The sequence below is a fragment of the Marinimicrobium locisalis genome (assembly GCF_039822625.1).
GTDB lineage: Bacteria > Pseudomonadota > Gammaproteobacteria > Pseudomonadales > Cellvibrionaceae > Marinimicrobium > Marinimicrobium locisalis.
In genome coordinates this window covers 99,015-121,049 of sequence record NZ_JBDLLG010000015.1, presented here as the reverse complement: position 1 = coordinate 121,049, position 22,035 = coordinate 99,015, and the positions used below count along the sequence as shown (strand labels likewise).

At 56.0% G+C, this 22,035-nt stretch carries 17 protein-coding genes; 11 read left to right on the top strand and 6 right to left on the bottom strand.

Going from position 1 to position 22,035, the window contains the following annotated elements; translation table 11 throughout:
* The 6 genes from AAE514_RS11215 to AAE514_RS11190 form a co-directional block, all read left to right on the top strand.
* Positions 1–469 (top strand): DJ-1/PfpI family protein (locus AAE514_RS11215; protein WP_347331629.1); only part of this gene is annotated, 469 nt, incomplete at its 5' end.
* A 106-nt stretch (positions 470–575) separates the two neighbouring features.
* Positions 576–1,016 carry a GNAT family N-acetyltransferase gene (locus AAE514_RS11210; RefSeq protein ID WP_347331628.1) on the top strand — a complete coding sequence of 147 codons (441 nt, stop codon included), beginning with the start codon at positions 576–578 and terminating at the stop codon, positions 1,014–1,016.
* A gap of 84 nt (positions 1,017–1,100) precedes the next feature.
* Positions 1,101–1,562, top strand: a complete 462-nt coding sequence (locus AAE514_RS11205; RefSeq protein WP_347331627.1) for a hypothetical protein — start codon at positions 1,101–1,103, stop codon at positions 1,560–1,562.
* 288 nt (positions 1,563–1,850) lie between these two features.
* A complete protein-coding gene (locus AAE514_RS11200; RefSeq protein ID WP_347331626.1) occupies positions 1,851–2,105 on the top strand; it encodes a hypothetical protein in 255 nt (84 codons plus the stop codon).
* A 138-nt stretch (positions 2,106–2,243) separates the two neighbouring features.
* Positions 2,244–2,663 carry a GNAT family acetyltransferase gene (locus tag AAE514_RS11195; RefSeq protein ID WP_347331625.1) on the top strand — a complete coding sequence of 140 codons (420 nt, stop codon included), beginning with the start codon at positions 2,244–2,246 and terminating at the stop codon, positions 2,661–2,663.
* A gap of 437 nt (positions 2,664–3,100) precedes the next feature.
* Positions 3,101–4,894: a hypothetical protein gene (locus tag AAE514_RS11190; RefSeq protein ID WP_347331624.1), complete on the top strand. Its 1,794-nt coding sequence runs from the start codon at positions 3,101–3,103 to the stop codon at positions 4,892–4,894.
* Between the two features lie 156 nt (positions 4,895–5,050).
* Here AAE514_RS11190 and AAE514_RS11185 read toward each other — a convergent pair whose 3' ends face one another.
* Together AAE514_RS11185 and AAE514_RS11180 are read right to left on the bottom strand one after the other, a co-directional pair.
* The gene (locus AAE514_RS11185; RefSeq protein ID WP_347331623.1) at positions 5,051–6,073 is read right to left on the bottom strand and encodes an OmpA family protein; all 1,023 of its coding nucleotides are present in this window, start codon (positions 6,071–6,073) and stop codon (positions 5,051–5,053) included.
* A gap of 122 nt (positions 6,074–6,195) precedes the next feature.
* Entirely contained in the window at positions 6,196–7,680 is a 1,485-nt protein-coding gene (locus tag AAE514_RS11180) for an Ig-like domain-containing protein (RefSeq protein WP_347331622.1), read from the bottom strand.
* Positions 7,681–8,128: 448 nt separating this feature from the next.
* Here AAE514_RS11180 and AAE514_RS11175 point away from each other — a divergent pair, with 448 nt between their 5' ends.
* Together AAE514_RS11175 and AAE514_RS11170 are read left to right on the top strand one after the other, a co-directional pair.
* Positions 8,129–9,394 (top strand): sensor domain-containing phosphodiesterase, encoded by a 1,266-nt coding sequence (locus tag AAE514_RS11175; RefSeq protein ID WP_347331621.1) that lies wholly within the window; start codon positions 8,129–8,131, stop codon positions 9,392–9,394.
* Positions 9,395–9,624: 230 nt separating this feature from the next.
* Positions 9,625–11,157 carry a putative glycoside hydrolase gene (locus AAE514_RS11170; RefSeq protein WP_347331620.1) on the top strand — a complete coding sequence of 511 codons (1,533 nt, stop codon included), beginning with the start codon at positions 9,625–9,627 and terminating at the stop codon, positions 11,155–11,157.
* Positions 11,158–11,280: 123 nt separating this feature from the next.
* On the opposite strand, the gene AAE514_RS11165 is transcribed toward AAE514_RS11170, so the two are convergent.
* The 3 genes from AAE514_RS11165 to AAE514_RS11155 all read right to left on the bottom strand — a co-directional run bounded on the left by AAE514_RS11165 (position 11,281) and on the right by AAE514_RS11155 (position 14,802).
* Entirely contained in the window at positions 11,281–13,185 is a 1,905-nt protein-coding gene (locus tag AAE514_RS11165) for a RecQ family ATP-dependent DNA helicase (protein WP_347331633.1), read from the bottom strand.
* Positions 13,186–13,328: 143 nt separating this feature from the next.
* Positions 13,329–14,096: an SDR family NAD(P)-dependent oxidoreductase gene (locus tag AAE514_RS11160; protein ID WP_347331619.1), complete on the bottom strand. Its 768-nt coding sequence runs from the start codon at positions 14,094–14,096 to the stop codon at positions 13,329–13,331.
* 103 nt (positions 14,097–14,199) lie between these two features.
* Entirely contained in the window at positions 14,200–14,802 is a 603-nt protein-coding gene (locus AAE514_RS11155; protein ID WP_347331618.1) for a TetR/AcrR family transcriptional regulator, read from the bottom strand.
* Between the two features lie 329 nt (positions 14,803–15,131).
* On the opposite strand from AAE514_RS11155, the gene AAE514_RS11150 reads away from it, so the two are divergent.
* Genes AAE514_RS11150 through AAE514_RS11140 form a run of 3 tightly spaced genes read left to right on the top strand, consistent with a single transcriptional unit; the run spans position 15,132 to position 19,197 of the window.
* Complete coding sequence (locus AAE514_RS11150; protein WP_347331617.1) at positions 15,132–16,460, top strand: GGDEF domain-containing protein; 1,329 nt, start codon at positions 15,132–15,134, stop codon at positions 16,458–16,460.
* Positions 16,461–16,476: 16 nt separating this feature from the next.
* On the top strand, positions 16,477–17,829 hold the full coding sequence (locus AAE514_RS11145) for a formylglycine-generating enzyme family protein (protein ID WP_347331616.1): 1,353 nt from the start codon (positions 16,477–16,479) through the stop codon (positions 17,827–17,829).
* Positions 17,830–17,880: 51 nt separating this feature from the next.
* Positions 17,881–19,197: a GGDEF domain-containing protein gene (locus AAE514_RS11140; protein WP_347331615.1), complete on the top strand. Its 1,317-nt coding sequence runs from the start codon at positions 17,881–17,883 to the stop codon at positions 19,195–19,197.
* Here the strand turns inward: AAE514_RS11140 and AAE514_RS11135 are convergent.
* On the bottom strand, positions 19,194–21,959 hold the full coding sequence (locus AAE514_RS11135) for a G8 domain-containing protein (RefSeq protein WP_347331614.1): 2,766 nt from the start codon (positions 21,957–21,959) through the stop codon (positions 19,194–19,196). The genes AAE514_RS11140 and AAE514_RS11135 overlap by 4 nt on opposite strands.
* Positions 21,960–22,035 lie beyond the last annotated feature (76 nt).

Genomic DNA, 22,035 nt, shown 5'->3' with positions numbered 1-22,035 from the left:
ACAGCCAATGAGGAAAACCGGCAACTATCTGAAAAATTGCCGTTTATGGACGGGCACTAGCTATGGATTTAATGACCATCCTTTGATTGATGTTCTGATCATTGCGGGTGGTGTTCACGCCGATGAAATGAGTAAACCCCCGGTCATGGAGTGGATCTACCATCAATCGAAGAATGCATCGGTTACAGCCTCTGTTTGCACTGGTACGTTTTTGTTAGCTAAAGCAAAGGTTCTCAAAAATCATGGAGTCACGACTCACTGGGAGGACGTGGCCGATCTAAGAAGTGCATTTCCCCAGCTGAGCGTTGTCGAGAATGTACGATGGGTAGATGAAGGCGAGGTCGTTACTTCGGGTGGCATTTCAGCGGGAATTGACATGAGTCTACACTTGGTAAGTAGGTTGCACAGCAAGGAGTTGGCCGAAAGAACGGCAAGGCAGATGGATTTTTCATGGGAAAAGAACTCCTGATCATGCCAGTGTTGGCGGCGTCTGGTGTATTTCATATTCGCCTTCATTTCGTAGCCGAACGTAGTATCAGAGTTCTCTGCGTTATGCATCGCACTCAGGAAATAAAATGTATATACAGAAAGTTTCGTCAAAGGATACGCTGACATTAAGAAATGAGCTCCTTCGCCCTGGAGAGGATATATCAGCGTGTATATTCGAGGGGGATAATGATCCCGGTACTGCTCATTTTGGCGCAATAGATGAAAAAAACAATGTCGTGGGCATTGCTTCGGTTTATCGCAAAAAAGAACCGTCGATGAAAACGGAGAACTCCCATCAACTCCGCGCAATGGCTACTGACTCTACGTGTCGCCGGAAAGGCGTCGGAAAGCTTCTATTAGCCGCGGCGGAAGAGTACGCTAAAGCGGAGGGCTCCTCTTTGATATGGGCAAATGCCAGAAGCGCTGCTATTGGATTTTATATTAAAGCGGGCTATAGTTTGGCATCTAATGAGTTCAACATTGAGGGTGTTGGTCCTCATTACCTTGTGATTAAACAAATTGTATGACAAGCGGCGCCTAGGCGGCGATCCACAACCAGAAATCGCGAAGGGATCTCCAGTCCGCGCGGCTTAGTAAACCAGGGAGTCAGAATGCGAAGGTTTAGTCTTTTATTAGCTATATCCTTAATGATGAGTTGTGCAAAAGGGAGCTTAGATGTTTTAGACCGTGACGATAATGTTATAGGCGAGTGCTCGGCAAACTTTTACTGGCATTGGCGCGGAGCACAGGCCTCTGTAGATTATCTTCTTTATGTTTGTGCTCAAGAGCATATTGACAAGGGCTATAGAGTATCAGACGAGTCAGTACTGAAAAATGACTATACGCTTCCGAAAGTGCCTAAAGGGGCATCGTGGAATAAGAGCGTCGCGCGAACGGAGTTCAAGAAGGAAAACATTTCAGAACGGGAGTATGGTTATATACTAGCCGCCATAGAGTACGAGTACTTTATAAGAAAAATGGAGGCTAAGGAGCAGCTTGAAAAGGGTTTCATCACGAAAGTAGAGTATGAGCAACTTCTTCTCGAAGCGGAAAGTGACTACTACGGCGAATAAGGGGGTCGCTGGGGTGGGCTAGAGGGCGCTATCTGATGCCAGAGTCGAAGAAGATAAGTCATTCGTCGAGGTAAAGAAATTTATAAGGTGAGCGTATGAAGGATTCGTTGCCAATGGGTATCGGAGTGGCTGTTGGCTTTGCGATTTATGACGTGGTTGTCTATGGGCTGGCTGACGCGGATTGGTATAGGGCTCTCTTTGTGGGAGTATTCTGCGTTATAGTGTTGACGCTCTTCAAGTCATTGAAGCGGTGGATCTCAAGGTGAATGAATCCTAAAGGAGTTCAACATGAAGAAGTGGAGCGAAACTCGAAAAATGGGAAAGAGAGCCTTTGTCTGGAAGACGTGGGTTTTCTTCTGGGGGGTGGGTACGGCGGTGGCATGGTCGCTCATCATGAACTTCATACAGCCCGCGGGCGCAGACCGTCTGCTGCCCCTTATTGGCTTTATCATATTCCCGCTGACGGGCTTTTTTGCGGGTAACGTCATGTGGGCTTTGAATGAAAGGAAGCACTCGGGCGAACCCCATAATGAGAAATCATAACCTGCTTGGCAGCTCGACGTCCACAGCAGCGCTTTATGCCAACCAAGGTGTCGCGGAATAAAAGTGTGGGAGCTGGACATGGATCGTTTATGTCTCCCTCTGTGTAAAGACGATAAGCTACCTAAAAGGGAATGAAGTATGAAAATACGGCTATTTAAAGAGCAAGATAGAGAGCCCGTCATCTCGCTTTGGCGAGCATGCGGGCTAACCCGCCCGTGGAACGATCCGGATAGCGATATATCCAGAAAGCTTGCGGTACAGCCCGAGCTATTTTTCGTCGGGGAGATTGAAAGCAAAGTGGTCGCCTCGGCCATGGCCGGCTATGATGGCCACCGGGGGTCAGTATTCTATTTGGCCGTCTCCTCCGAGTACCAGAACCGCGGATTCGGTAGGCTCCTAATGCAGACGGTTGAAGACGCTCTTAAGTCCCTGGGCTGTCCCAAACTCAATATAGTCGTTCGTAGCTCTAACGAGGCGGTTCTGGATTTCTACCGCCATCTCGGCTATACCCCTGACGATGTTGTGAGCGTCGGTAAAAGATTGATCCCAGATGGCTAGAGGGCGAGGCAGCGACCATCGTGTCGAGAATGCTGTAGGTGGAGGGGAAACGCTTTCGGAAAATCGTGCCTCCGCGCACGGAATCATGAAATTAATGGAGATAAAAATGAAAAGAATACAGGACATTCCCAGGTGGGTCTATTACGGATTACTGGGAACGAGTACGCGTGGGGCAGCCGTTCAGATGCTTATATTCGTGTTCGTTATGACCGCAGTCGCTGTCGGCGGAGCGGTGGTATCTGGAAAGTATTTCCTTCTGGTCACCCTTTTTCCTACTGCTTGGCACTGGATCGCCCTTTGTTGGGCGGACAATAATTCGGCTTGGGATAAAATAGGGAAGGGAGCGACTTAAGAACGCTGGGCGTCTTGGATAGCCAGTTGGCGTTCTGGTAGTGGCTTAGTACCATTCTAATAATATCAGTTATGGAGCATTGACAGTGAAGTTTAACTCCCCTCTCGTTCTTCTTATTCTGTTCATGGCAGGTTGCGGGGAAACCTCGAATAGAACCCTCAACGATACCGGCAATGAAGAGAGTAGCTATTACACGCCGGTCAAGGAAGAGTGCGCCCTACCTCTTGGCACGATATTCCAAGACTGCGTTTCCGAGGATTGGTTTCCCTCCTATTGGCGGTCGCCCGTTAAGGAGGGAAGTGGGCGCGAAGTTCGAGCCGATGAAGAGGTCGATCACTATGTTGAGGTGACGGTGATAGAGGCGGGCGAGAGCAGTCGCGGGAATGTTTTGGACGTGCAGTATGGCTACGAGCCCACCAATGCCTCGGTGCGCTTCAAGCCGGTGAGTCAGCCCTCCGGCTTTGTGGATTTGAGTGAGTTTGAAACGGGGAGTCTGCAGTTTGACATTCGCATTCGCGACTGGGGGTTCGCCACAGGTTTAAGTATGAAGGTGGAGTGCGGCTGGCCTTGTACCAGTGAGGCGATCAAGGTACCTCTTGCACCGCTGAACGAGTGGCGTCGCGTGGAAGTTCCCGTGGGTATGCTGGTGGAAAGAGGGTTAGACCTGAGTCGAGTCAACAGCGCCATCGATATCACGCCGACTTGGAACGCGTCTCAGGGCATTCACTATCAGTTGGACAACGTCCGCTGGGTGGACGAACCGGCGGACGGCCCCCTAGAGGTCTCGAACAGAAATTGGGCGAAGCTCGCCAAGAGGGATCTGGACTTTATCTACCACAAAGCGCTTGAGAATCATCCGGGCGCTATTGACACGCAGAATCCCGACTTTCGTGAATATCTTGATGATGGCTATGAGGCGGCCGTTGCCTCCGTGGGGAAGGTAGAAACCGCTCGGGATTACGCCGATCTCATACAAACGTACATGGATGGTTTCAATGATGGTCATTTTAAGGTGAGTTTCCACAGAATGCCAAGGGACGCCTTGGGGTTAAAGGAGGTCGAGCAGGCCTCGCTTAAAGTTCGGAACCGGCCCGAATTAGCGAGTATTGAACGATTGGAAGAGGGCATTTACTGGGTCTCTCTGCCGAGCTTTCAAATTCAATCACCGGATCACCGAGAGGCGATGGAACACCTTATCGACCGTTTGGGGAAACTCCCAGAAGACAGTGTGGTTGTGTTTGATGTTCGTTGGAATGGTGGAGGGAGTTCTGCCTGGGGGGTAAGGATTCTGGAAGCTCTCTACGGTTCTTCAGCCCTCGCCCGGCTGCGTATCCGGGAGGGGGAAATGGAACATTATTCCGAGTTCCGTGTGAGTAAAGGAAACGCAAATTACCACAGAAAAAGGGCCCTCAGTGTTGGCTCCAAGGACCCTCTTTATGAGTCAGCTAAGCGTCACTATCAGGGAATTAGCCTGGCCCTGCGTGAGGGTCGGGAGTGGTACTCGCCGAACTCCGACAGCGCTCTATCAAAGTGGTTGATGCAGCTTTGGTCGAATGTTGGGAGTGTTAACTCCTCCATAACGCCGGTGCTGGTCACTAGCGGCAGCTGTGTGAGCGCCTGCCTTGACTTTTCGGACCTGGTGGTGCGTTTGCCCAATGTACGCCATGTTGGCCGAGGGACCGGTTCAGATACTCTGTATATTGACGTCCGGTTGCCGCAGCCGCAGTTGCCGAGCGGGTTGGGGAAGCTGATGCTACCCATGAAAGTTTGGCGTAAACGGTTCAGGGGTCACAATGAAACCTATATGCCAGAGGCGAGGTACCCGGGGGATATTTACGATACGCCCGAGGTTCAGCAGTGGGTTCTAGACAGAATTTAACGGTTTATCGGGGCCGCGTTTTCCTGGCGAAGGCCGAATGCGTTTGTGCACACTCAATATTCGGGTTGAGGGCATGGGGCGAAAACGAAAAAGGGCCCGATTAGGGCCCTTTTTCCCGAAGTTTTCGCTCCGGTTTTTACTTACAGGTTGTGACTACTACTCCACAACAATCTCAAACAGCGCTCGCATGTTTTCCTTGGCGGCGACTGAATTCAAGGTTGTGGGAGAGGCTTCGTAGCTTCCCGGCCGGGTGCTGCCATAGCCGATAACGGATAACCGGTTCTCGGCGATGTCCCCTTCGGTAGTCAGGTAGTCCTTGATCACGTTCGCGCGCTGCTCACTGAGAGTCTGGTTGTGCTCAGCCGTTCCGGCGGCGGAGGTGTAACCGGCGATGCGCACCTTTGCCTTGGGGTTGTCCTGTAAGATTGTGACGCTTCTTTGAAGAATGCGCCGGGCTTCCGGGGTGATGGTGGATTTGTCAAAGTCGAAGTGAATGTCTTCAAACTCCAGAACGATTACCTCCGCTACCGGTGCGGTCTGAGTCGGTTCTGGCGCGGCGGCGCGATAGGGTTTCGCTTCTGTCTTTTCACCCAGTGCAAAGCTGATACCGAGGGTTGCGCTTAGGTTGTGGTAGCTGTCATCGAACACTCCCCCCACAAAGTGGTCTCGTACATCGAACCGCAGCGCAAGCCTGTCGGATACCCAGTACTTTACACCGGCACCCAGATTGAAGGCCGACATCTCCTTGTCCGAGATGCTGGGGCTGTAGTCAGCGGCGCCGTAGCCGCCGACGATATAGGGGGAGAATTTGTTGTCGGGCAGGAAGTGGTAGAGCGCATCCAGTTGATACAGCGTTAAATCTACATCATCGGTCGGGCTTCTGAACTGTCCTTCCTTGGCGCCGAAGATGGACGCGTCGTCCACTCCGCTGTTGACCATGGATACGGCGCCTTCCACCGCCCAGTGGCGAGTAAGGCTGTAGCCCAGGCGGATACCGTAAGTGGCTCCGTTCTCAAGGTTCTGATCGCTTTCGAAAACGTGGTAGCCCGCGAACGGGCTGATTTCTACTTGGCCGTCCTTGATTTCCGCGTGGGCGGGGATGGCGGCCAGCGCTGCCGACAACGCAACCAGTGGCAGCGAAGCCAGTGTCATTGCGGGGCGAATAGTGAATTGTTTCATGTTGTACTTCCTTCCAAGAAGCCCTGCTCATCAGGAGCCTGGCTTCGAACTACTGCGGGGATGGGGCTGGGCGTACCCAGCGCCTCATCTGTTCTTTTTACTGTTTCTATATCTTGTGAGGCTTATTCGGTGGGCACGGTGACGAGCGCTTCGTCCTGTATCACCACTTCGGCGCCTCGTGCCAGAGCCCGGCCTTCCATGTCGGTGCCGGTGTTAACCGTGACGCCGATGAGTGCCAAAATGGTGCCGGCGAAATCCGAGTTGGTGCCGCCGATGGTCGCGGAGCTTTGAGCCACCCAGAACACGTTTTTGGCTTGGGCACCGTTTTGCAGAATCATGTGGGTGTCGCCGCCAATGGTGTCGATGGTGGATTCCGACTGGAAGATGAACACCGCATCATTGTCGTTGCCGCCATCCAGCGTGATGGTGCCACCGGCCGGAATGGCGATGGAGCTGCCGGACCAATACAGACCAGGACTATAAACGCCGTCGGCATTGCCACCACAAGCCGCAGAGGGGTTGGTGGTAAGCACACCAGAGTCGATTAGCGTACAGACGTTGGTGGTACGGTTGGTCGCTTCGTTGTAAGCCGCTTCCAGCGCGGTTATCGCCTCTTCCGCCGTGACGGTGCCGATCTCAATAACGCCGCTTACCGTCGTGGTATCACAACCGATGCAGGCGCCTGCCGGGAAGATGCCCACGTTGCCATCAACACGCAGCCCAGTGGTGCTGTCAGGGCCGCCACCCAGGGTGACGCCGGTGTTCGAAAGCACACCGTAGGGTTCGGTCGCGCCCAGAGTAATGGTTTGCTGGCAGAATGAGTCGCTAGTGGTAAAGCTCCATACCAGATCCTCTTCCAAAGAGTTGCCGTTTACATCTTCCACCTCGGTGGTAATGGTCGCGGTATATTCCAGGTCCGGGTTCAAGGCTTGCGCCGGCGTAAAAGTGGCGGTGGTGCCGCTCTCATCAAGGCTGACGTCGCCGTCCACGGTGAAGGTGTTGGCCGTTTCAGCGAGTGTAAAGGTGGTTGCCGGAGACACAATGGTGGACGGCTCGAGCGGCTCATTGAAGGTCGCGCTAGGGCTTTTATTGGTGCAAACGCCGGTGCCCGCTTCCACTGGGTTGGTCTCGGTGGGTGTGATGGGCTCAGACACTGTATCGTCGGTGACCGTCGTGAAGCTCCACTGATGGTCGCTGGCCAGCCCCTGTCCGGTCTCACTCTGAGCGCTGGTTGTGACAGCGGCGCTATAGGTGGTGTCGAATTCCAGTTCATTCGCGGGCACGAAGGTCGCAGTCATGTTGGCGACGGAGTAAGTTACTTCGCCCGCCACTGAGGCGCTATCCGGCCCTGTAAGGGTAAAAGATGAGCCAGTGATGGAGGCTTCATCCATTGCCCCATTAAAAGTAACGTTGACCGCTGTGGAGGTAGTCACACCCACGGCTTCATTAACGGGCGTTGTGCTGGTGACCGTTGGGGCGTCTGGCGTGTCGGTTCCGGTGTTGGCGTCGGTGTCCCACTCTCCGCCGCCGCAGCCAGCCAAAAGGCCCAGGGTTAGAAGCGTCGCAGCCCAGGCTGATGTCTTGGTGTAGTATTCAAAGCTTTTCATATTGGTCTTCCAGTTGATTCAAGCGTGACTTTTGAGCACGCGAGCGGGGGCCTTAGCCTACTTTTTGGGTACGCGTTAGCACCTGATGTTTGTCAAGGTTGGATAACTGCATTGGAACGTTGAACACCGACGGGGCGAGCGTGGAACCCAGAGTGGGGATCGCCGTAGCCTTAATCGTGGTTCGGTTCCAAGGGATGGATGTTGTTTGGAAGAGCGCCTTTCGGCGTTGGTGAGGCCGCCTTGTTCTTCGGCTAAGTACCCTTATACGCCCTATTTCAGCAAATAGGTAAATTATGTTGAGATGGCACCAAAGTCGGCTGAAGGCCTTACGCCGGGTTCAAGCCCCCTTGCCGTCAATCGGTTCTATACTCCATATTGAAGGCGTGAGGTTATCGGTCGTATTCCCGGCACGAGACCACGTTCCGCCTTTGGCGCAGAGGTCCCGAGTTTGAAAACCGCAGCACAAATTCCCCTGGACGGTCGCGAGTACGGCATGTCCCGGCTGTTAACCGAGGTCTTCGACCTGCGCGAAGGCACCTTGGCCACGGTGCTTCAGCGCTTGCTCCAAGCGGCACGTATGCATATGGGCATGGATGTGGCGTTTATCTCAAAACTTGAACAGGGCCTGCGTAGGTTTTATTACGTGGACCAAGCCCAAGGCGTGGATTTGCTGAAAGTAGGCGATAGTGACCCACTGGAGGAAAGCTATTGTCAGAAAGTGGTGGAGGGCAGTCTCCCGGAGTTAATGTGCAATGCCCAAACCGTGGAAGAGGCGAAAAAGCTTGAGGCGACAGAGGCGGTGGGGGTAGGGGCTCATATGAGCATTCCCATTCGGTTGCGGGATGGATCGGTATTTGGAACCTTCTGTTGTTTTAGTTTTCAGGCGGACTACTCGTTAAATGAGCGGGATCATGCGCTAATGACGGTGTTCGCTGAAATTGCCGCCGAGCTGCTGGAGAAAGATGTGCAGCGTGCCAAGGAAGAGGAGCAAACCCGCAGAAAAGTCGATGCCCTTCTGGCAGAAGATGGCGTCGCCATGATGTGGCAGCCGGTCGTCGAAATGGTTTCTGGGCGTATCATCGGCGTGGAGGCCTTGGCTCGGTTCCCCTCCGCTGAGGGGATGGGGCCGCCGCAGTGGTTTGAGGAGGCGGCTAGTGTGGGCCTCGCCAACGAACTGGAAGCGCGTGCGATCGCCAGCGGCTTGGAGATTTTGGGGAGCTTGCCTGCAGATCAATACGTGGCTTGCAATGCCAGTGCCCAAGCCGTCTTGAAGGGCGATATCTTCGATTTGCTGGTTGAGGCACCTCTATCCCGAGTGGTGCTTGAAATTACCGAACACGACATAGTCGCGGACTACCGCGCATTGTGTGATGCGATTGCCCCGCTGCGGCGACGAGGGATGCGTCTGGCCATAGACGATGCCGGGGCCGGCTACTCCAGCTTTCGGCATATTCTTCGGCTGCGCCCGGACATCATCAAGCTGGATATGAGCCTTACCCGACATATCGATTCCGATTTAGGGCGGCGCGCATTGGCCGGCTCCCTCGTGACCTTTGCCCGGGAAATCGGCTGTAAATTGATTGCCGAGGGGGTGGAGGCCGAAGGGGAACTACAGATGCTGGCCCAGCTTGGGGTAGAAGCCGCCCAGGGGTTTTACCTGCACAGGCCCAAACCAGCTCGGGACCTGACTCAAATTCTAGCCCGCCAGGCCTGACCCGAAACGCCGTTTCATAACCACTTAATGGTGCCGGAGACGGCAATTCTTCTGCGTTTAATGGCAACGGAAATTCTGTGGGTACCTCAGAATATCACTCACTCTCGCCAACAATCAGGCGCAAATCACTTGTTTTGGTGAGAGCCCTCGAATAGACTTCGGGGGCGCCAGGAAGGCAATGCCGGCGCCATCGTATGTATTATAAAAATATCTTAAGGAGAATTCCAAAAATGACTCAATTAAACCTTTGGGGCTGCCTTGCGCTTTTATTGCTTGTCGGCTGTGGTGGTGGTAGCGGCTCCACCCCGGATGAAGAGACTCCAGCGCCCGAGAATACCGCACCCTCTGCAAACGCCGGTGCGGCGGCCACGGTAGCGGGGGGCACGGTCATCCCGCTGGACGGGTCCGCCTCCTCGGACGAGGATGGAGACGAACTGACTTACGCTTGGTCTCTTGACGCCGCCGCTACCGCCTATTTCCTCGCGGAGGACGGCACGCTAACGGAAACGTTGGAATCCGCTACTGGAAAGCTTCTAATCCCCGCGAGCCAGGCCGGTGAGGACATCACTGTCAGCCTGGAAGTCAGTGATGGCACTGAAACCGCCTCTGACACCGTCACTTACTCAGTGGAGCCCTGTACAGAACAAAGCGGCTACGTTTTCACTGAATGTGTTGACCCTATCTGGCAAGGCCCAATGGCGTGGGACGTTAACTTTCTCGAAGTATCCGAGAACTTTGGCTATTACGGTGGCGACACCGACAACCATGTCCGGTGGGACTTGGTGGATGCTGAAGGCGACAACCGTGGACGGGTGTTCGATGTCACTTTCAACAAAGAGAACTGGAACGGGTCTTTCCGAATCGTCCCTGCTGGTCGCGTCCTAGACGCCGACACGAGTGTGGATATGAGCTCGTACGAAGGTGGGAACCTGGTTTTTGACCTTCGGGTGGTGGAGCCCACCGACGCCGACATTTATGTGACGGCAGAGTGTATATACCCCTGCGAGGCGACGCCACGCCAGGTTTTGCCAGCGACAGATGGAAGCTGGTCTACCATTTCTATTCCACTGGCGGATTTCGAGGGAATGGATTGGTCTAAAACCAGCATCCCCCTCTCTATCTATCCTGAGTGGGGCGCTCAGACTGATGTTCGTTTTCAGGTGGATAATATTCGCTTTGAAAGTGCATCCTGTGTAGAAGAAGAAAACGTCATCTTCGACGAATGCCTGGGTCCTGAGTGGCACACGATGGCTGCCGTTGACAGCGACACCATCAATGAATCGGGTGAGTATCTTTCGGGCAATACCGACAACCACGTTCAATGGAGCGAAGCGTTCTCCGGTAGCCCCGAACGCGGAGATATTCTCGCGGTTCAGTTCACCAATGAGGCGACCGGTGGGCATTTTTACGTGCGCACTGAAAGTAGGCAATCCTCCAATGACATGTCCGCTTATATCAACGGGGCGCTGGTGTTCGACATCAATGTTCAGGAATATGGTTCCAATACCGATGGAATCGTCGTGCGTGTGGACACTTGGTGGGACGGCGAAACCAGCGATGAAATATTGTTGCCGGAGGTGGCGACTGGCGAGTGGGCCACGATTGAAATCCCCGTGTCGGACTTACTGGTCGGCGGCGGCCTGGACATTGCCGATGTTCTTGCCGGGTTCTCCATTTGGCCGGCTGGAGACCAGCGCGGTGACCAGAAAGGCGTAGAAATTCTGCTGGACAACATTCGCTGGGAGATGCAACTTAGCGAGTAAACGCCATTAAAAGGCGCTCTAGTCAGAGCGCCTTTTTCATTTTCCTTCCCCGCTAAACGTCCTCGCCCAATCACGAGCGCCCCTCTTATAGGCCAAGCCAACTGCCACCGCATTTGAGGCGTGTCACCTTAGTGTTTCGCAAGCTTCAAGGACGTCGGTAAAGGGCGTTTCGGCCAAAGCGCCGAAGCGGGCGTGCCGGCTAAGCTTCGCACGACTGGCCTTGGGGCTGGTGATGCCGCATAGAAAACGGGCGAGCTGGCGGGGCTGAGTAAGTGCCGAGTGCTGCTCGGCAGCCACCTCCCGCACAATCTCAAGGTCGACAGGCTCGCTTTGGCGAGGTGGCAGGTTATGGTTGTGACCCAGACAGCCGCTGCACCGGCCGCAGGGTTGTTCCAGGGTTTCCCCAAAATATTGCATCAGAGGCTGCTGCAGGCAGCCCGATGTTTGCGCCCAGTCGCAAACGCCCTGTAGCCGGTCGATATCGCGCTCCTCCCGTTCCCGAAAAAGCTGTGCCATTTTGGCGATTAGCGCCTCCCTATTCTCAGGGGCCTGTTCCAGGCGGTAGCCCTGGCGTAGGCCGGCTACTTTCATTTCGATCATTCCTTGTTGTTCCAGGTAGTTCAGGGCCTTGATGATTCTCAGTTGGGGCTCATCCAGTTGCTCGGCCGCTTCCCGAGGCTTGAGGGTCAGCCAAGTGCGCCCGGCCTTGCCCGTGGCAAACAAGCGCTGTAGAAACGCCGCTCGCGATGAATCAAACCGGGATAGTAGTTCGCCTTCGCCCTGGGCGAAGGCGACTTTGTACTCGGTATAGAAGGGCGCGGTGGCGGTGAGAATACCTTCCAGTTCCAGGTAGGTCAGCAGGGTGTTGAGCACCAGCGGGCGGACGTCGAACTGTTGCGACAGTTCATAGTTAGACAGGTCAAAATGCGCTGGTTGATCGCACAACCAGTGCACCAGCTCGGCGAGCGCTTGAGGGTCCGGCGTGTCGCCGTAGGTGAAATTCTCCAGCACGGTCAGGTCGTCCCGGCAGGCCAGCAACTGGCACTGGGAATCGCCCCCGTCACGACCGGCACGCCCGATTTCCTGCATGTAATTTTCCAGAGACTTGGGCAGGTTGTAGTGGTAAATGGCCCGAATGTCGGACTTGTCGATACCCATGCCGAAGGCAATGGTGGCCACCACAATGGGCGTTTCGCCACTCATAAAGGCATCCTGCGTCGCGCTGCGCTCCTCATCTTTCAGCCCGGCGTGGTAGGGCCGGGCCCGGAAACCCTGTTGGCTCAGAAAGTTGGCCACCGCGAGTGCGGTTTTTTGCAGGGTGACGTACACAATGGAGGGCTCGGCCGGCCGGCTTTTGAGCCGCTCCAGCAAACGTGCCTGGCGTTGGTCAGCGGTGCAGGGCGTTACGCCAATTTGCAGATTGGGCCGATAAAAACCGGTCTGGATGTGATCCCGCGGTGCTATACCAAAGTTCTCGCGGATCTGTTCGGCCACTTTTGGGGTGGCGGTCGCGGTCAGTGCCAGCACTCGCCCGGTGTTCAGAGTGCGCGCCAGTTGCGCCAGCTTGAGGTAGTCGGGGCGGAAGTTGTGGCCCCACTCAGAGACGCAGTGGGCTTCATCCACGGCCATCAGGCTGATATTCAGGCGTGCCAGCCGGGCGAGGAAGCGTTCGTTGGCGAGCCGTTCCGGGGCGACATACAGCAATTTTAGCTCACCCCGTTCTATCGCCCGGTAAATCGCCTGAACCTCCTCCCCGGTTCGGCTTGAGTCCAGGCGTGCGGCAGGCACGCCCAGGGCATTCAGGGCGTCCACCTGGTCCTTCATAAGCGCGATCAGGGGTGAGACCACCAGGGTCAGGCCGTCGAGCATTAGTGCCGGTAACTGGTAGCAAAGGCTTTTACCGCCGCCGGTGGGAAAAATCGCCAGGGCGGACCGGCCTTCCAGAAGCGTATGGATAACGTCCTGCTGGCCCGGGCGAAAAGCGTCGAGTTTGAAAGTGTCTTGCAGAATGTGCTGCGCGCCGTCCATCACATCGGCTCCCTGTGGGTGAATGACCACCTAGTGTAACGCAGCAAACAATATTGAGGGGAGCAGCAGGGGGTAAAGGCCGGTGCGCACCTAACCGGAAAGTCGAGGGAGTGAACCGGCCCGCAACCGGGCCGGCTTTACTCTTAAGCGGGTTCAGCACCCTCCGCCGCACTGATGTCAGCGGTCATCTGGCTGAATATCGCTTCCAGCCCCCGGTAGTTTTCCTTGAATACCGAAATCATGTGCTGGCTCGCCGGGTCCGGGAAGATGTCCTGCTCGCCCCGCTCAAGCGCCTGGAGAGTGTTTGCCGCCGCGACGTCGGGCGAGGTTTTGTCGAAATCCGAACCGGCGGTCATGTCGGTGTCGATGGGGCCCGGGTTGACGGTAAAGACGTCAATATTGTCCGAGGCAAGCTCGATACGCAGGCCCTGGCTCATGGATAGCAGAGCCGCCTTGGAGGCGCAATAACCCCCCAGCACCGGCAGGTTGGCGAAGGCACCGATGGAGGTGACGTTGACCAGTGCCGTGTGCCGCTCGCTCCGGGCGTTGGATCTCAGGGTGGGTATCAGAGCCTGGGTGATCGCCAACGGGCCGTAATAATTGGTGTCCATGTCTCGCTTCACTTCCGAGCTCGGCGTGGTGGTAAAGGGGCCGGCCGCGATGATGCCGGCATTGTTGATCAGCAGAGTGAGGTCGGTCACCCGTTCGGCAACGGCGTGGATGTGCCCTGCGTTGGTGATATCCAGAGGCACCACTTCCACTCGGGGGTCAGTGAACTCGGGCATGCTGCTCGGGTTGCGGCAGCCGGCGTAGACTTTCTTGATGCCCTGGGCCAGTAGGGATTTGACCAACGCCAGACCGATGCCGCGGTTGGCCCCGGTAACCAGAGCGGTGTGCTGGGAAAAGTTCATGTTGTACTCCTTTGCGTTCAAAAAAGGACCGGTCGGTCCATAAATGGGCGAAAGAAAAGCGAGCTGCTTAAAGCTCGCCTTCATTGCCCGTTTGCGTGAGCCGTTAGCTCAAAAGCCTTTCCACCATTTGCAGGCAGTCTCGGCGTTGTTGCGGGGTAAAACTCATGCGCTCCATTACCTTCAGGCCACAAATCAGCGCAAAAACCTGATTGGCGACCGCATCTGGCTCCCGCCCTTTGGGCAGCTCGCCGTTTTCCGCCATCGCCCGGCAAGCCTGCTGCATAATCGCGAGCGCCTTGTCCCGGCGCTTGAGTAGCATCGGCCCGGCCCGGGGGCTCTCGGCCCCCAGCTCGCAGGCGCTGTTCACCAGCAGGCAGCCATTTGGGCCGTCTTCGCTGTGATAGCTGGCGGTGGCCTCCACTAGGTCCAGCAAAAACTGTTTGGGCGATTTCGCTTGCGCCAGGGTGTCGCTCATATAGCCCGCCGTCATTTCCCCGTAGCGGTCCAGGCACAGGTTAAACAGCGCATCCTTGGAGCCGAATGCTTGGTAGAGGCTGCTTTTGGATAGCCCCATAGTGGCCATTAGCTGACTGGTAGAGGTGCCTTCATAGCCTTGGGCCCAGAACAGCAACATGGCTTGCTGCAAGGCTTGTTCGGGGTCGAACTGCAGCGGTCGACCTCGGCCTGTGGAGGCAGATTTGGCCATAATGTCTCCAATTGAGGTGATAATAGAACCGTTCAGTCCAATAATCAAGTATTGCGTTGAAGCCAAAGGGGAGCATTGTAGCGACTCTGTGGCTTCGGTGGGCTCTTCCCGTCAACCCAAAGCGATATTTGAGTAGCGTCCTGGAATTGTTTTTGCTACTTTGTTATATAAAGTATAGGCAGCTATTCGATATATTTATGTCGAATAACAAGGCCCAAAGTTCGTGATAGTGATTATATTCATTGGGGTTGCTGAGCCCGGCTACGGTATAGGCGTGGGGACTGGCTGCCCTCGCCTATGACTGCAATAACCGACAAACGGTGCTGAAGATGAATCGAGGTGGACGGCCCATCAAGTTTATCTCTAAGTTGGAGGCGGCCTTGGTCGTCATGGCCTTGGTGTCGGTGGCCATCATCCTGATCCCCTCTGAAAGCCTCCGTACCTCGTTGACAATAAACCCCACCGACTATCCCGCCACCTTGGTGGATGATGCCTACTCGGGTGGTAATAGCGAAGTGCGCTGGCTGGACCGCGATTCCCAACGCTGGGAGTGCGAGCTCGGCCGAGGCGCCAATGATCCTTATTGCAGCCTTCAGCTCGATGTCACCAATGCCGAAGGTCAAGGCTTGGACTTACGTCGCTTTGACACCGTGACCATCTGGACGGATTACCAGGGCAGCGCCAAGCATATGCGTTTCTATCTTCGCAACCGACACTCCAACTACTATGATCCGAGCAATAGCATTACCACCAAATACAATGCGGTGGAACTGCTGGTGGATGAGTTGGCCACCGGCGTGGCCGTGGACATGAAGAACGACTTTTCCGTTCCTTCCTGGTGGCTCATTCGCTGGGAAATACCCCTGGCATTCTCCCATCCGGAATTCAATGAAGTTTCGGTGATAGAGGTTCAGACCGGTTCCACCGTCCGCTCGGGAACGCACGAAATTCAGCTACAGAAGGTCGTTTTCAGTGGCCCTCTGATAGAGCAGAGCGTTCTGTATCAAGGTGTCATTATAGTGTGGGCCATCATCATTTTCGGAATGCTCATTTCTCGTTTACTGAATATGAGGTCGGCCCTGAATCGTCAGCGGCAATACCAAGAGGAGCTGCTGGCAATTAACCAGTCCCTGAATCTTAAAAGCCAGCGTTATAAAGACATGGCAAAAACCGACGCCCTGACCGGTTTGCCTAATCGTGTGGGTATTCGGAATATGCTACACAAAGGCTTAATGGATTGGCGCAACCACGGCGCGCCTTTCGCCTTCGTGATTATTGACCTGGATAACTTCAAACAGATTAATGACACCTATGGTCACGACATAGGGGACAGAATTTTGAAAGATGCCGCCCGGCTTATGTCCAACCGGGTTCGCCGAAGCGATGCCTTGGCCCGATGGGGCGGTGAGGAGTTTGTACTGGTCTGTCCGGACACCACGCTTGAACAGGCAGAGCAAGTGGCCGAGAACCTCCGGGCCGAGCTAGAGCATTCGCTTGTCCATGAAGGGGAGAGCATTACCGCGAGTTTCGGTGTGGCATCCATGGATGATGCCAATTTGGATCATTTGTTTAAAAAGGCCGATACCGCTCTGTACAAAGCAAAAGATCTCGGACGAAACCGGGTCTACAGTGATAAAAGTTCTGAATCGCTCAGGTGATTCAGGAGGAGGTGATGTGAATCGCAAAGAGCGCGACGCCGCGCGGGGAAGAAACGATTACGATGCCTCGCCAGCGGATCTATCCAGCCCCGAGGTATATTCCGGCTCGGGAAGGGTGTATGACCGGCTGAGCAGAGAACTGGTTCTTATTTCCTTCGGTTTTGTAATGATAGTTGTGCTTGCATGGGCGGTAATGTCCGGCGCCCTGACCGATGAAGAGGGAAAGCGTTCTGGCACCAATTGGCTGGGGGTGGCGCAGGTTCGGCTAAAGGAGAATCGGTTAACGGAGCCACCTGATGACAACGCCCTGGATGCCTACCTCCAAGCCCAGGAGCTGGCGGTCGGCTCTTCCGCCGTGAAGAGCGGGTTGGAAACCATTCCAAAGCGTTATTTGGCCATGATCAATCGCTTGATTGACGCCGGAGACCTGGAGTTGGCGGAGAAGACATTGGGGTCGGCCGCTCGAGTGATTCCTCATGCCTCCGACGATTATGCGTATGCCTTGGCCGAGGCTCGTGCACGATTGGAAAACGCGGTCCGGGAAATGTCGCAGCGGCGACAGGCGGCAAGGTCCACGGCGGAAAACTACGAGCCTCTAACGGTGTTTCAGGACTATCTTAAGGACGGCACCTTGGGCCCCAAAATGGTAGTGATTCCGGGCGGCACTTTTGTGTTGGGCTCACCTGAGGATGAGCGGAATAGAGATCCGGATGAAGGACCCGCGCACCCCGTTTCCGTCGAGCGCTTCGCCATGGCGCAAACCGAGACCACCTTCGCCGAATACCGCCGGTTTGCCGAAGAGGCCGGCTGGGCGCTGCCCGACGATTACGGCTGGGGGCACGGCCAGCAGCCCCTGATCAATGTCAGTTGGGTAGAGGCCAAGGCCTACGCCGCTTGGCTAAGTGAACAGACCGGCTTTCGCTACCGCCTGCCTACTGAAGCAGAATGGGAGTACGCGGCCCGGGCGGGTACCACGACCCCATTTATTGCCGGGAACTGCTTAACGCCCGAATACGCTAATCTAGACTTTCGGGCACGGTCCGAGCAGTGTCCCGGTATTCCTGTGAACGCGGGCAAAGCCGTGGCTGTGGCCGGTCACAAGCCCAACCCTTGGGGGTTGCATAACCTGTACGGCAACGTACGGGAGTGGGTGCGCGATTGCTGGGAGCCCCGCTATGACCCTCTGACTGATGGCCGTGCCAGCTTTTCCGGTGAGGGAGGCACTTGTGGGGTGAATGGCGACAGGGTTTTGCGCGGGGGGGCATGGCCTTCGCCAGCCAACAGTGCCCGAACGGCCAACCGCTACGCCATGGCTGAGCAGGAATGGTCCAGCGGTGTTGGTTTTCGCTTGGTCAGAGAACTGGATTGAGGCCCGGCATGCCGGACTTCGCTATACGATAACCGACAGGCGGTGTCGAACATGACTTTAGGCGGGCGGCCCCTCAAATTTATCTCTAAGCTGGAAGCAGCTTTGGTGGTCATGGCTTTGATTTCCGTGGCTATTATTCTGATCCCCGCCGCAAGCTTGCGCACCTCGTTGACAATAGTTCCCACTGAGTATCCGGCGGCCTTGGTTAACGACGCCTTCACCGGTGGTAATAGCGAAGTGCGCTGGCTGGATCGGGAGGCGCAGCGCTGGCAATGCGAAATCGGCCAAGCGTCTCCCGAGCCTTATTGCAGCTTACAGCTCGATGTGACCGATGCCAACGGCCAAGGGCTGGACCTCCGTCGCTTTGACACCATGACCGTCTGGGCGGATTATCAGGGTAACGCCACGCACATGCGCATTTACCTACGCAATCGCCACCCCAATTACTATAAGCCGGGCATTAGCATTAGCACCAAATTCAATGCGGTGGAAGTTCTTGTGAAAGATTTGGCGGCCGGCCTGGTGGTGGATATGAATAATGATTTTTCGGTTCCCGACTGGTGGCTGGTTGGGGGAGATATACCCCTGGCGTTCTCTCGTCCGGAGTTCAACGACATTTCCCTAATAGAGTTTCAGACTGGCTCCACCGTCCGCTCTGGGGTACATGAAATCCAGGTTCAGAAAATCGTGTGGAAGGGGCATTTGATTGAGCGCACCGTTCTCTATCAAAGCGTCATTATCGCTTGGGCCCTTGCCATTCTCGGAATGCTTGCTTATCGCGTTCTGAACATGAGGTCGGATCTGAACCGTCAGAGGCAGTACCAGCAGGAATTGCTGGCGATCAATCGGTCCCTGAACGTGAAAAGCCGGCGCTACAAAAATATGGCGAAAACCGATGCCCTGACCGGCCTGCCCAATCGCGTGGGCATTCGGAACATGTTGCACAAGGGGTTGACGGATTGGCGCGACAACGGGGCGCCTTTCTCATTTGCGATTATTGATCTGGATAACTTTAAGCACATTAATGACACTTACGGCCACGATGTCGGAGACAGAATTCTGAAAGACGTCGCCCGGCTTATGTCCAACCGGGTTCGCCGAACCGATGCCGTGGCCCGTTGGGGCGGTGAAGAGTTTGTATTGGTCTGCCCGGACACCACGCTGGAGCAGGCGTTGCAAGTCGCCGAAAATCTTCGGGCGGAGCTGGACCAGTCGCTCAGCCATGACGGCCTGAACATCACGGCAAGTTTCGGGGTGGCCTCCATGACAGAGCCAAATCTGGACTCGCTGTTTAAGAAGGCTGACAATGCGCTTTACAAAGCAAAAGAGCTTGGACGTAACCGCGTATGCAGTCAGCTGGAACCCTAACAGCTTGCTCCAGTGCATACCGTGGCCCCGCCGCCGAAGAAGCCACCCGCAAACAGCTTCACGTAAAGGGCCTCCTCGCTCCGGTAGTAACTGGTGGAGCCGGCGGCTCGCAATGCCGCCAGGCTTTCCTGCTCGGTGCCGGTACTCACCGCGCTGAACTGGGGAAAGCGCAGCAGCACCCAGGAGTCGCTGGCCCCCTCACGGGCGGAAATACTGAGTGAGTCCACGGCATTTTCTGTGGTGACTTCAACCTCCGTGCCGTAGCGAATCGTGGTCTCCCGGCTCGACATTCCGCCGAACGAGGTCCCGTGGATGTCGAAGCTACCGCCATTGCCGGTTCTCTCCACCGTCACGATACCGGGGTCTTCGTTCGAGCCGCCGCCGAATCGGCCGTTGAACGTCAGTCGTCCGTAGTCCCCCTGGCACACGGCAGCGTTCCAGCTGGCCTGGATCATGCAGTCGGTCGCATCGGTGAAGAAGGGGTCATTAATAACGATGTAGGCACCGGCGATTCCCCCCACCGAGCCGTCCAAGTCCTGGAAAACCGCGCTGCGGTAACCGTCGGCATGGTCGTTGTGAAAAGCCCATTCGCTCCGGATTTGTGGAAACAGCACCGGCTTGGCGTTATCGAATACGGCCCCTTCCGCCGAGTTGTTGGTGCTGACGGCAAAGTCGGTAAAGAATAAATAGGAAATGGCCCCTGCCTCGCGCGTGGAATTGGCCTCGAAGTTGCGAAAGGTGACGTTACTAAAACGGTTGGTAAAGTCATAATACTCGTAGCCGTGAATGGGGTAGCTGCTGGAGCGGTGGGGCAGGCTGCGGCCATAGTCCCGTTCCGCCTGTGAGGTGGGGGTTCCCTGGTTCTCGGTTTCACCCACAATCAATGAGTCCATCAAGTCGGAGCTGCCGGAGGCGTGGGTGAAACCAATGGCGTTGTCCGCCAGCGCGAAGTTTACGAACTCATGGTTAAAGCCGCGCGCCCAAACGCCATTGTTGCGGTTCTTGTAGGCGGTGAAGTCCTCCATGCGGGTGATCAGTCGTTCGCTGCTGGTATCGGTCGGGTCCGCATAAGCCTCATGGTTATTGCCCGAGATGGGGAAGGTGCCGTCGGGGTTGGGGCCGCGGTCGAACATCATGCCGTCGTAGTTGGAGTGGGCAACGTTACCGGTAAAGGCTCTCAGCGCCGTGCGGCGAGGCCATATCGCCGCGCCTTGCTCGGTGCCCTCAAAAGCGCCCGTCGGGTGTTCCGGCAACGCGAGCCAGAAGCCAATGGCTTCCGAACCCGCCGCCACGTTATTGCGGAAAATGTTATCGGGGTTGGTGATCCAGAAGGTGGAGGCATTGTTGTCCGAAGGCAGCAGAATGTCATCGGCGCTCTGGTTAAAAGGCCTACAACGGCGCGTCGGGTGGCACTTGGTCTGAATGCCCAAGTTGCTCACGAACTGGTTCCCGGTTTCGGCGCCGTCTTCCAAAAAGAAACAGTGCCCGACATGATCAAAGGCCACATTGTTTTCCACCCGGACATTGTTGGTGCCGTGAACCGTTACGCAGCGGTTATAACTGTGGTGAATGGCCGAGTTCTCGATAAACTGTCCATCAGCGTCACCCATCAGGTGCCAATGCACCGGGTAGCGTCCATTGTTCAGGTGTTGTCCCATCCGGTACAACTCTACGCCCGACATCTCAATCTGCCCGGGGTTCATGGCCATGACATGGCCGCCCTGGTAATCATTCTCGGAGTCCGCCGACGACTGAACACGAATGTTGCGCGTGAGCAGCCCCACTTCACCGCGCTGGTCCACCCCCTCGGTAACAGCGCCATAGTGCATGTATTCTAAGGGGCCATCCAGAGTCAGGGTGTCGCCATCCACGCCGGTGATGGTTTTCTGTTCCGCCTGGCGTGAATCGAAATCCGTGGAAGCGAGCACAAGCTCATCACCCACACGCCATTCGGAAGCGTCTTGGACTCGGACGGTGGTATCGCCCACGCTGGCGGTTTGGGCCAGCTGTGACCAGGTGTGGGTGCGATTGCCGTACAGCTTGAGCGCGCCGTCCACAACCATAATCCCCCGATCCCCCATGCCTTCGACATTCTCATCAGGCTCATTATTCACCAGCGTAATGATGGCCTGACGCCCAAAGGGGGCCGTTTCGGTGCCGATCTGTAGCAAACCGCGCACCAATATCCAGTCGGTTGTCAGCTCCAGGTCGGCCTCGCCGAAGGTGAGCCCGCCCTCAATGGTAAGGCTGCGCAGCACCGGCGGGGTCACGTCAAGGGTTACGTCCATGTCCTCGCGAATGACCACCGCCTGCCCCTCCCGAGGCACCTCGCCGCCGGGCCAGGTGTCGGGATCGGACCAGAGACCGGCCCCTGCGGGTTCTTCCGCCTCGCTGGAGCGGCTACTTTGACTGCTGCTACTACTGGCTAACACGCTGCTTGAAGACGAGGCGCTGGCGGCCGCAGAGCGCTCGCTGGAGGAGCTGCCTGCCGGTGGTGCCTCCAGAGAAGACGAGCTGTGGGAGGAGCGAGCGAGGGAGCTCTCGGAAGAGGCCGTGCTCATACTGGACGAAGAGGGAGCGCTGGTGGTTAGCGCCGACGATGAGGAGCCGCCAAGGGGGGAGGCGCTGCTACTCGACGATAGGGCGCTGGAGGAGGAAGCACCTGCATCGGTTTCGTCCTCGTTGCTGCCATCGTCACCACCACAAGCGGTTAGCGCAAGCAGTAAGGCTAGCAATAAAGGTTTTCGTGCCAATATCAGCATTGGGTCGCTCCTAAGGCCGGTCGTGTTGGCAAAGAACACTTTGGTTTTGCGGGGTGATCAAAGGCTCGTGCCGTTT

Excerpts from the sequence above, each read along its gene's own strand:
- AAE514_RS11210 (WP_347331628.1), top strand. The coding sequence starts at position 576 with ATGTATATACAGAAAGTTTCGTCAAAGGATACGCTGACATTAAGAAAT.
- AAE514_RS11205 (WP_347331627.1), top strand. The coding sequence starts at position 1,101 with ATGCGAAGGTTTAGTCTTTTATTAGCTATATCCTTAATGATGAGTTGT.
- AAE514_RS11200 (WP_347331626.1), top strand. The coding sequence starts at position 1,851 with ATGAAGAAGTGGAGCGAAACTCGAAAAATGGGAAAGAGAGCCTTTGTC.
- AAE514_RS11195 (WP_347331625.1), top strand. The coding sequence starts at position 2,244 with ATGAAAATACGGCTATTTAAAGAGCAAGATAGAGAGCCCGTCATCTCG.
- AAE514_RS11185 (WP_347331623.1), bottom strand. The coding sequence starts at position 6,073 with ATGAAACAATTCACTATTCGCCCCGCAATGACACTGGCTTCGCTGCCA.
- AAE514_RS11180 (WP_347331622.1), bottom strand. The coding sequence starts at position 7,680 with ATGAAAAGCTTTGAATACTACACCAAGACATCAGCCTGGGCTGCGACG.
- AAE514_RS11170 (WP_347331620.1), top strand. The coding sequence starts at position 9,625 with ATGACTCAATTAAACCTTTGGGGCTGCCTTGCGCTTTTATTGCTTGTC.
- AAE514_RS11165 (WP_347331633.1), bottom strand. The coding sequence starts at position 13,185 with ATGGACGGCGCGCAGCACATTCTGCAAGACACTTTCAAACTCGACGCT.
- AAE514_RS11160 (WP_347331619.1), bottom strand. The coding sequence starts at position 14,096 with ATGAACTTTTCCCAGCACACCGCTCTGGTTACCGGGGCCAACCGCGGC.
- AAE514_RS11155 (WP_347331618.1), bottom strand. The coding sequence starts at position 14,802 with ATGGCCAAATCTGCCTCCACAGGCCGAGGTCGACCGCTGCAGTTCGAC.
- AAE514_RS11150 (WP_347331617.1), top strand. The coding sequence starts at position 15,132 with ATGAATCGAGGTGGACGGCCCATCAAGTTTATCTCTAAGTTGGAGGCG.
- AAE514_RS11140 (WP_347331615.1), top strand. The coding sequence starts at position 17,881 with ATGACTTTAGGCGGGCGGCCCCTCAAATTTATCTCTAAGCTGGAAGCA.
- AAE514_RS11135 (WP_347331614.1), bottom strand. The coding sequence starts at position 21,959 with ATGCTGATATTGGCACGAAAACCTTTATTGCTAGCCTTACTGCTTGCG.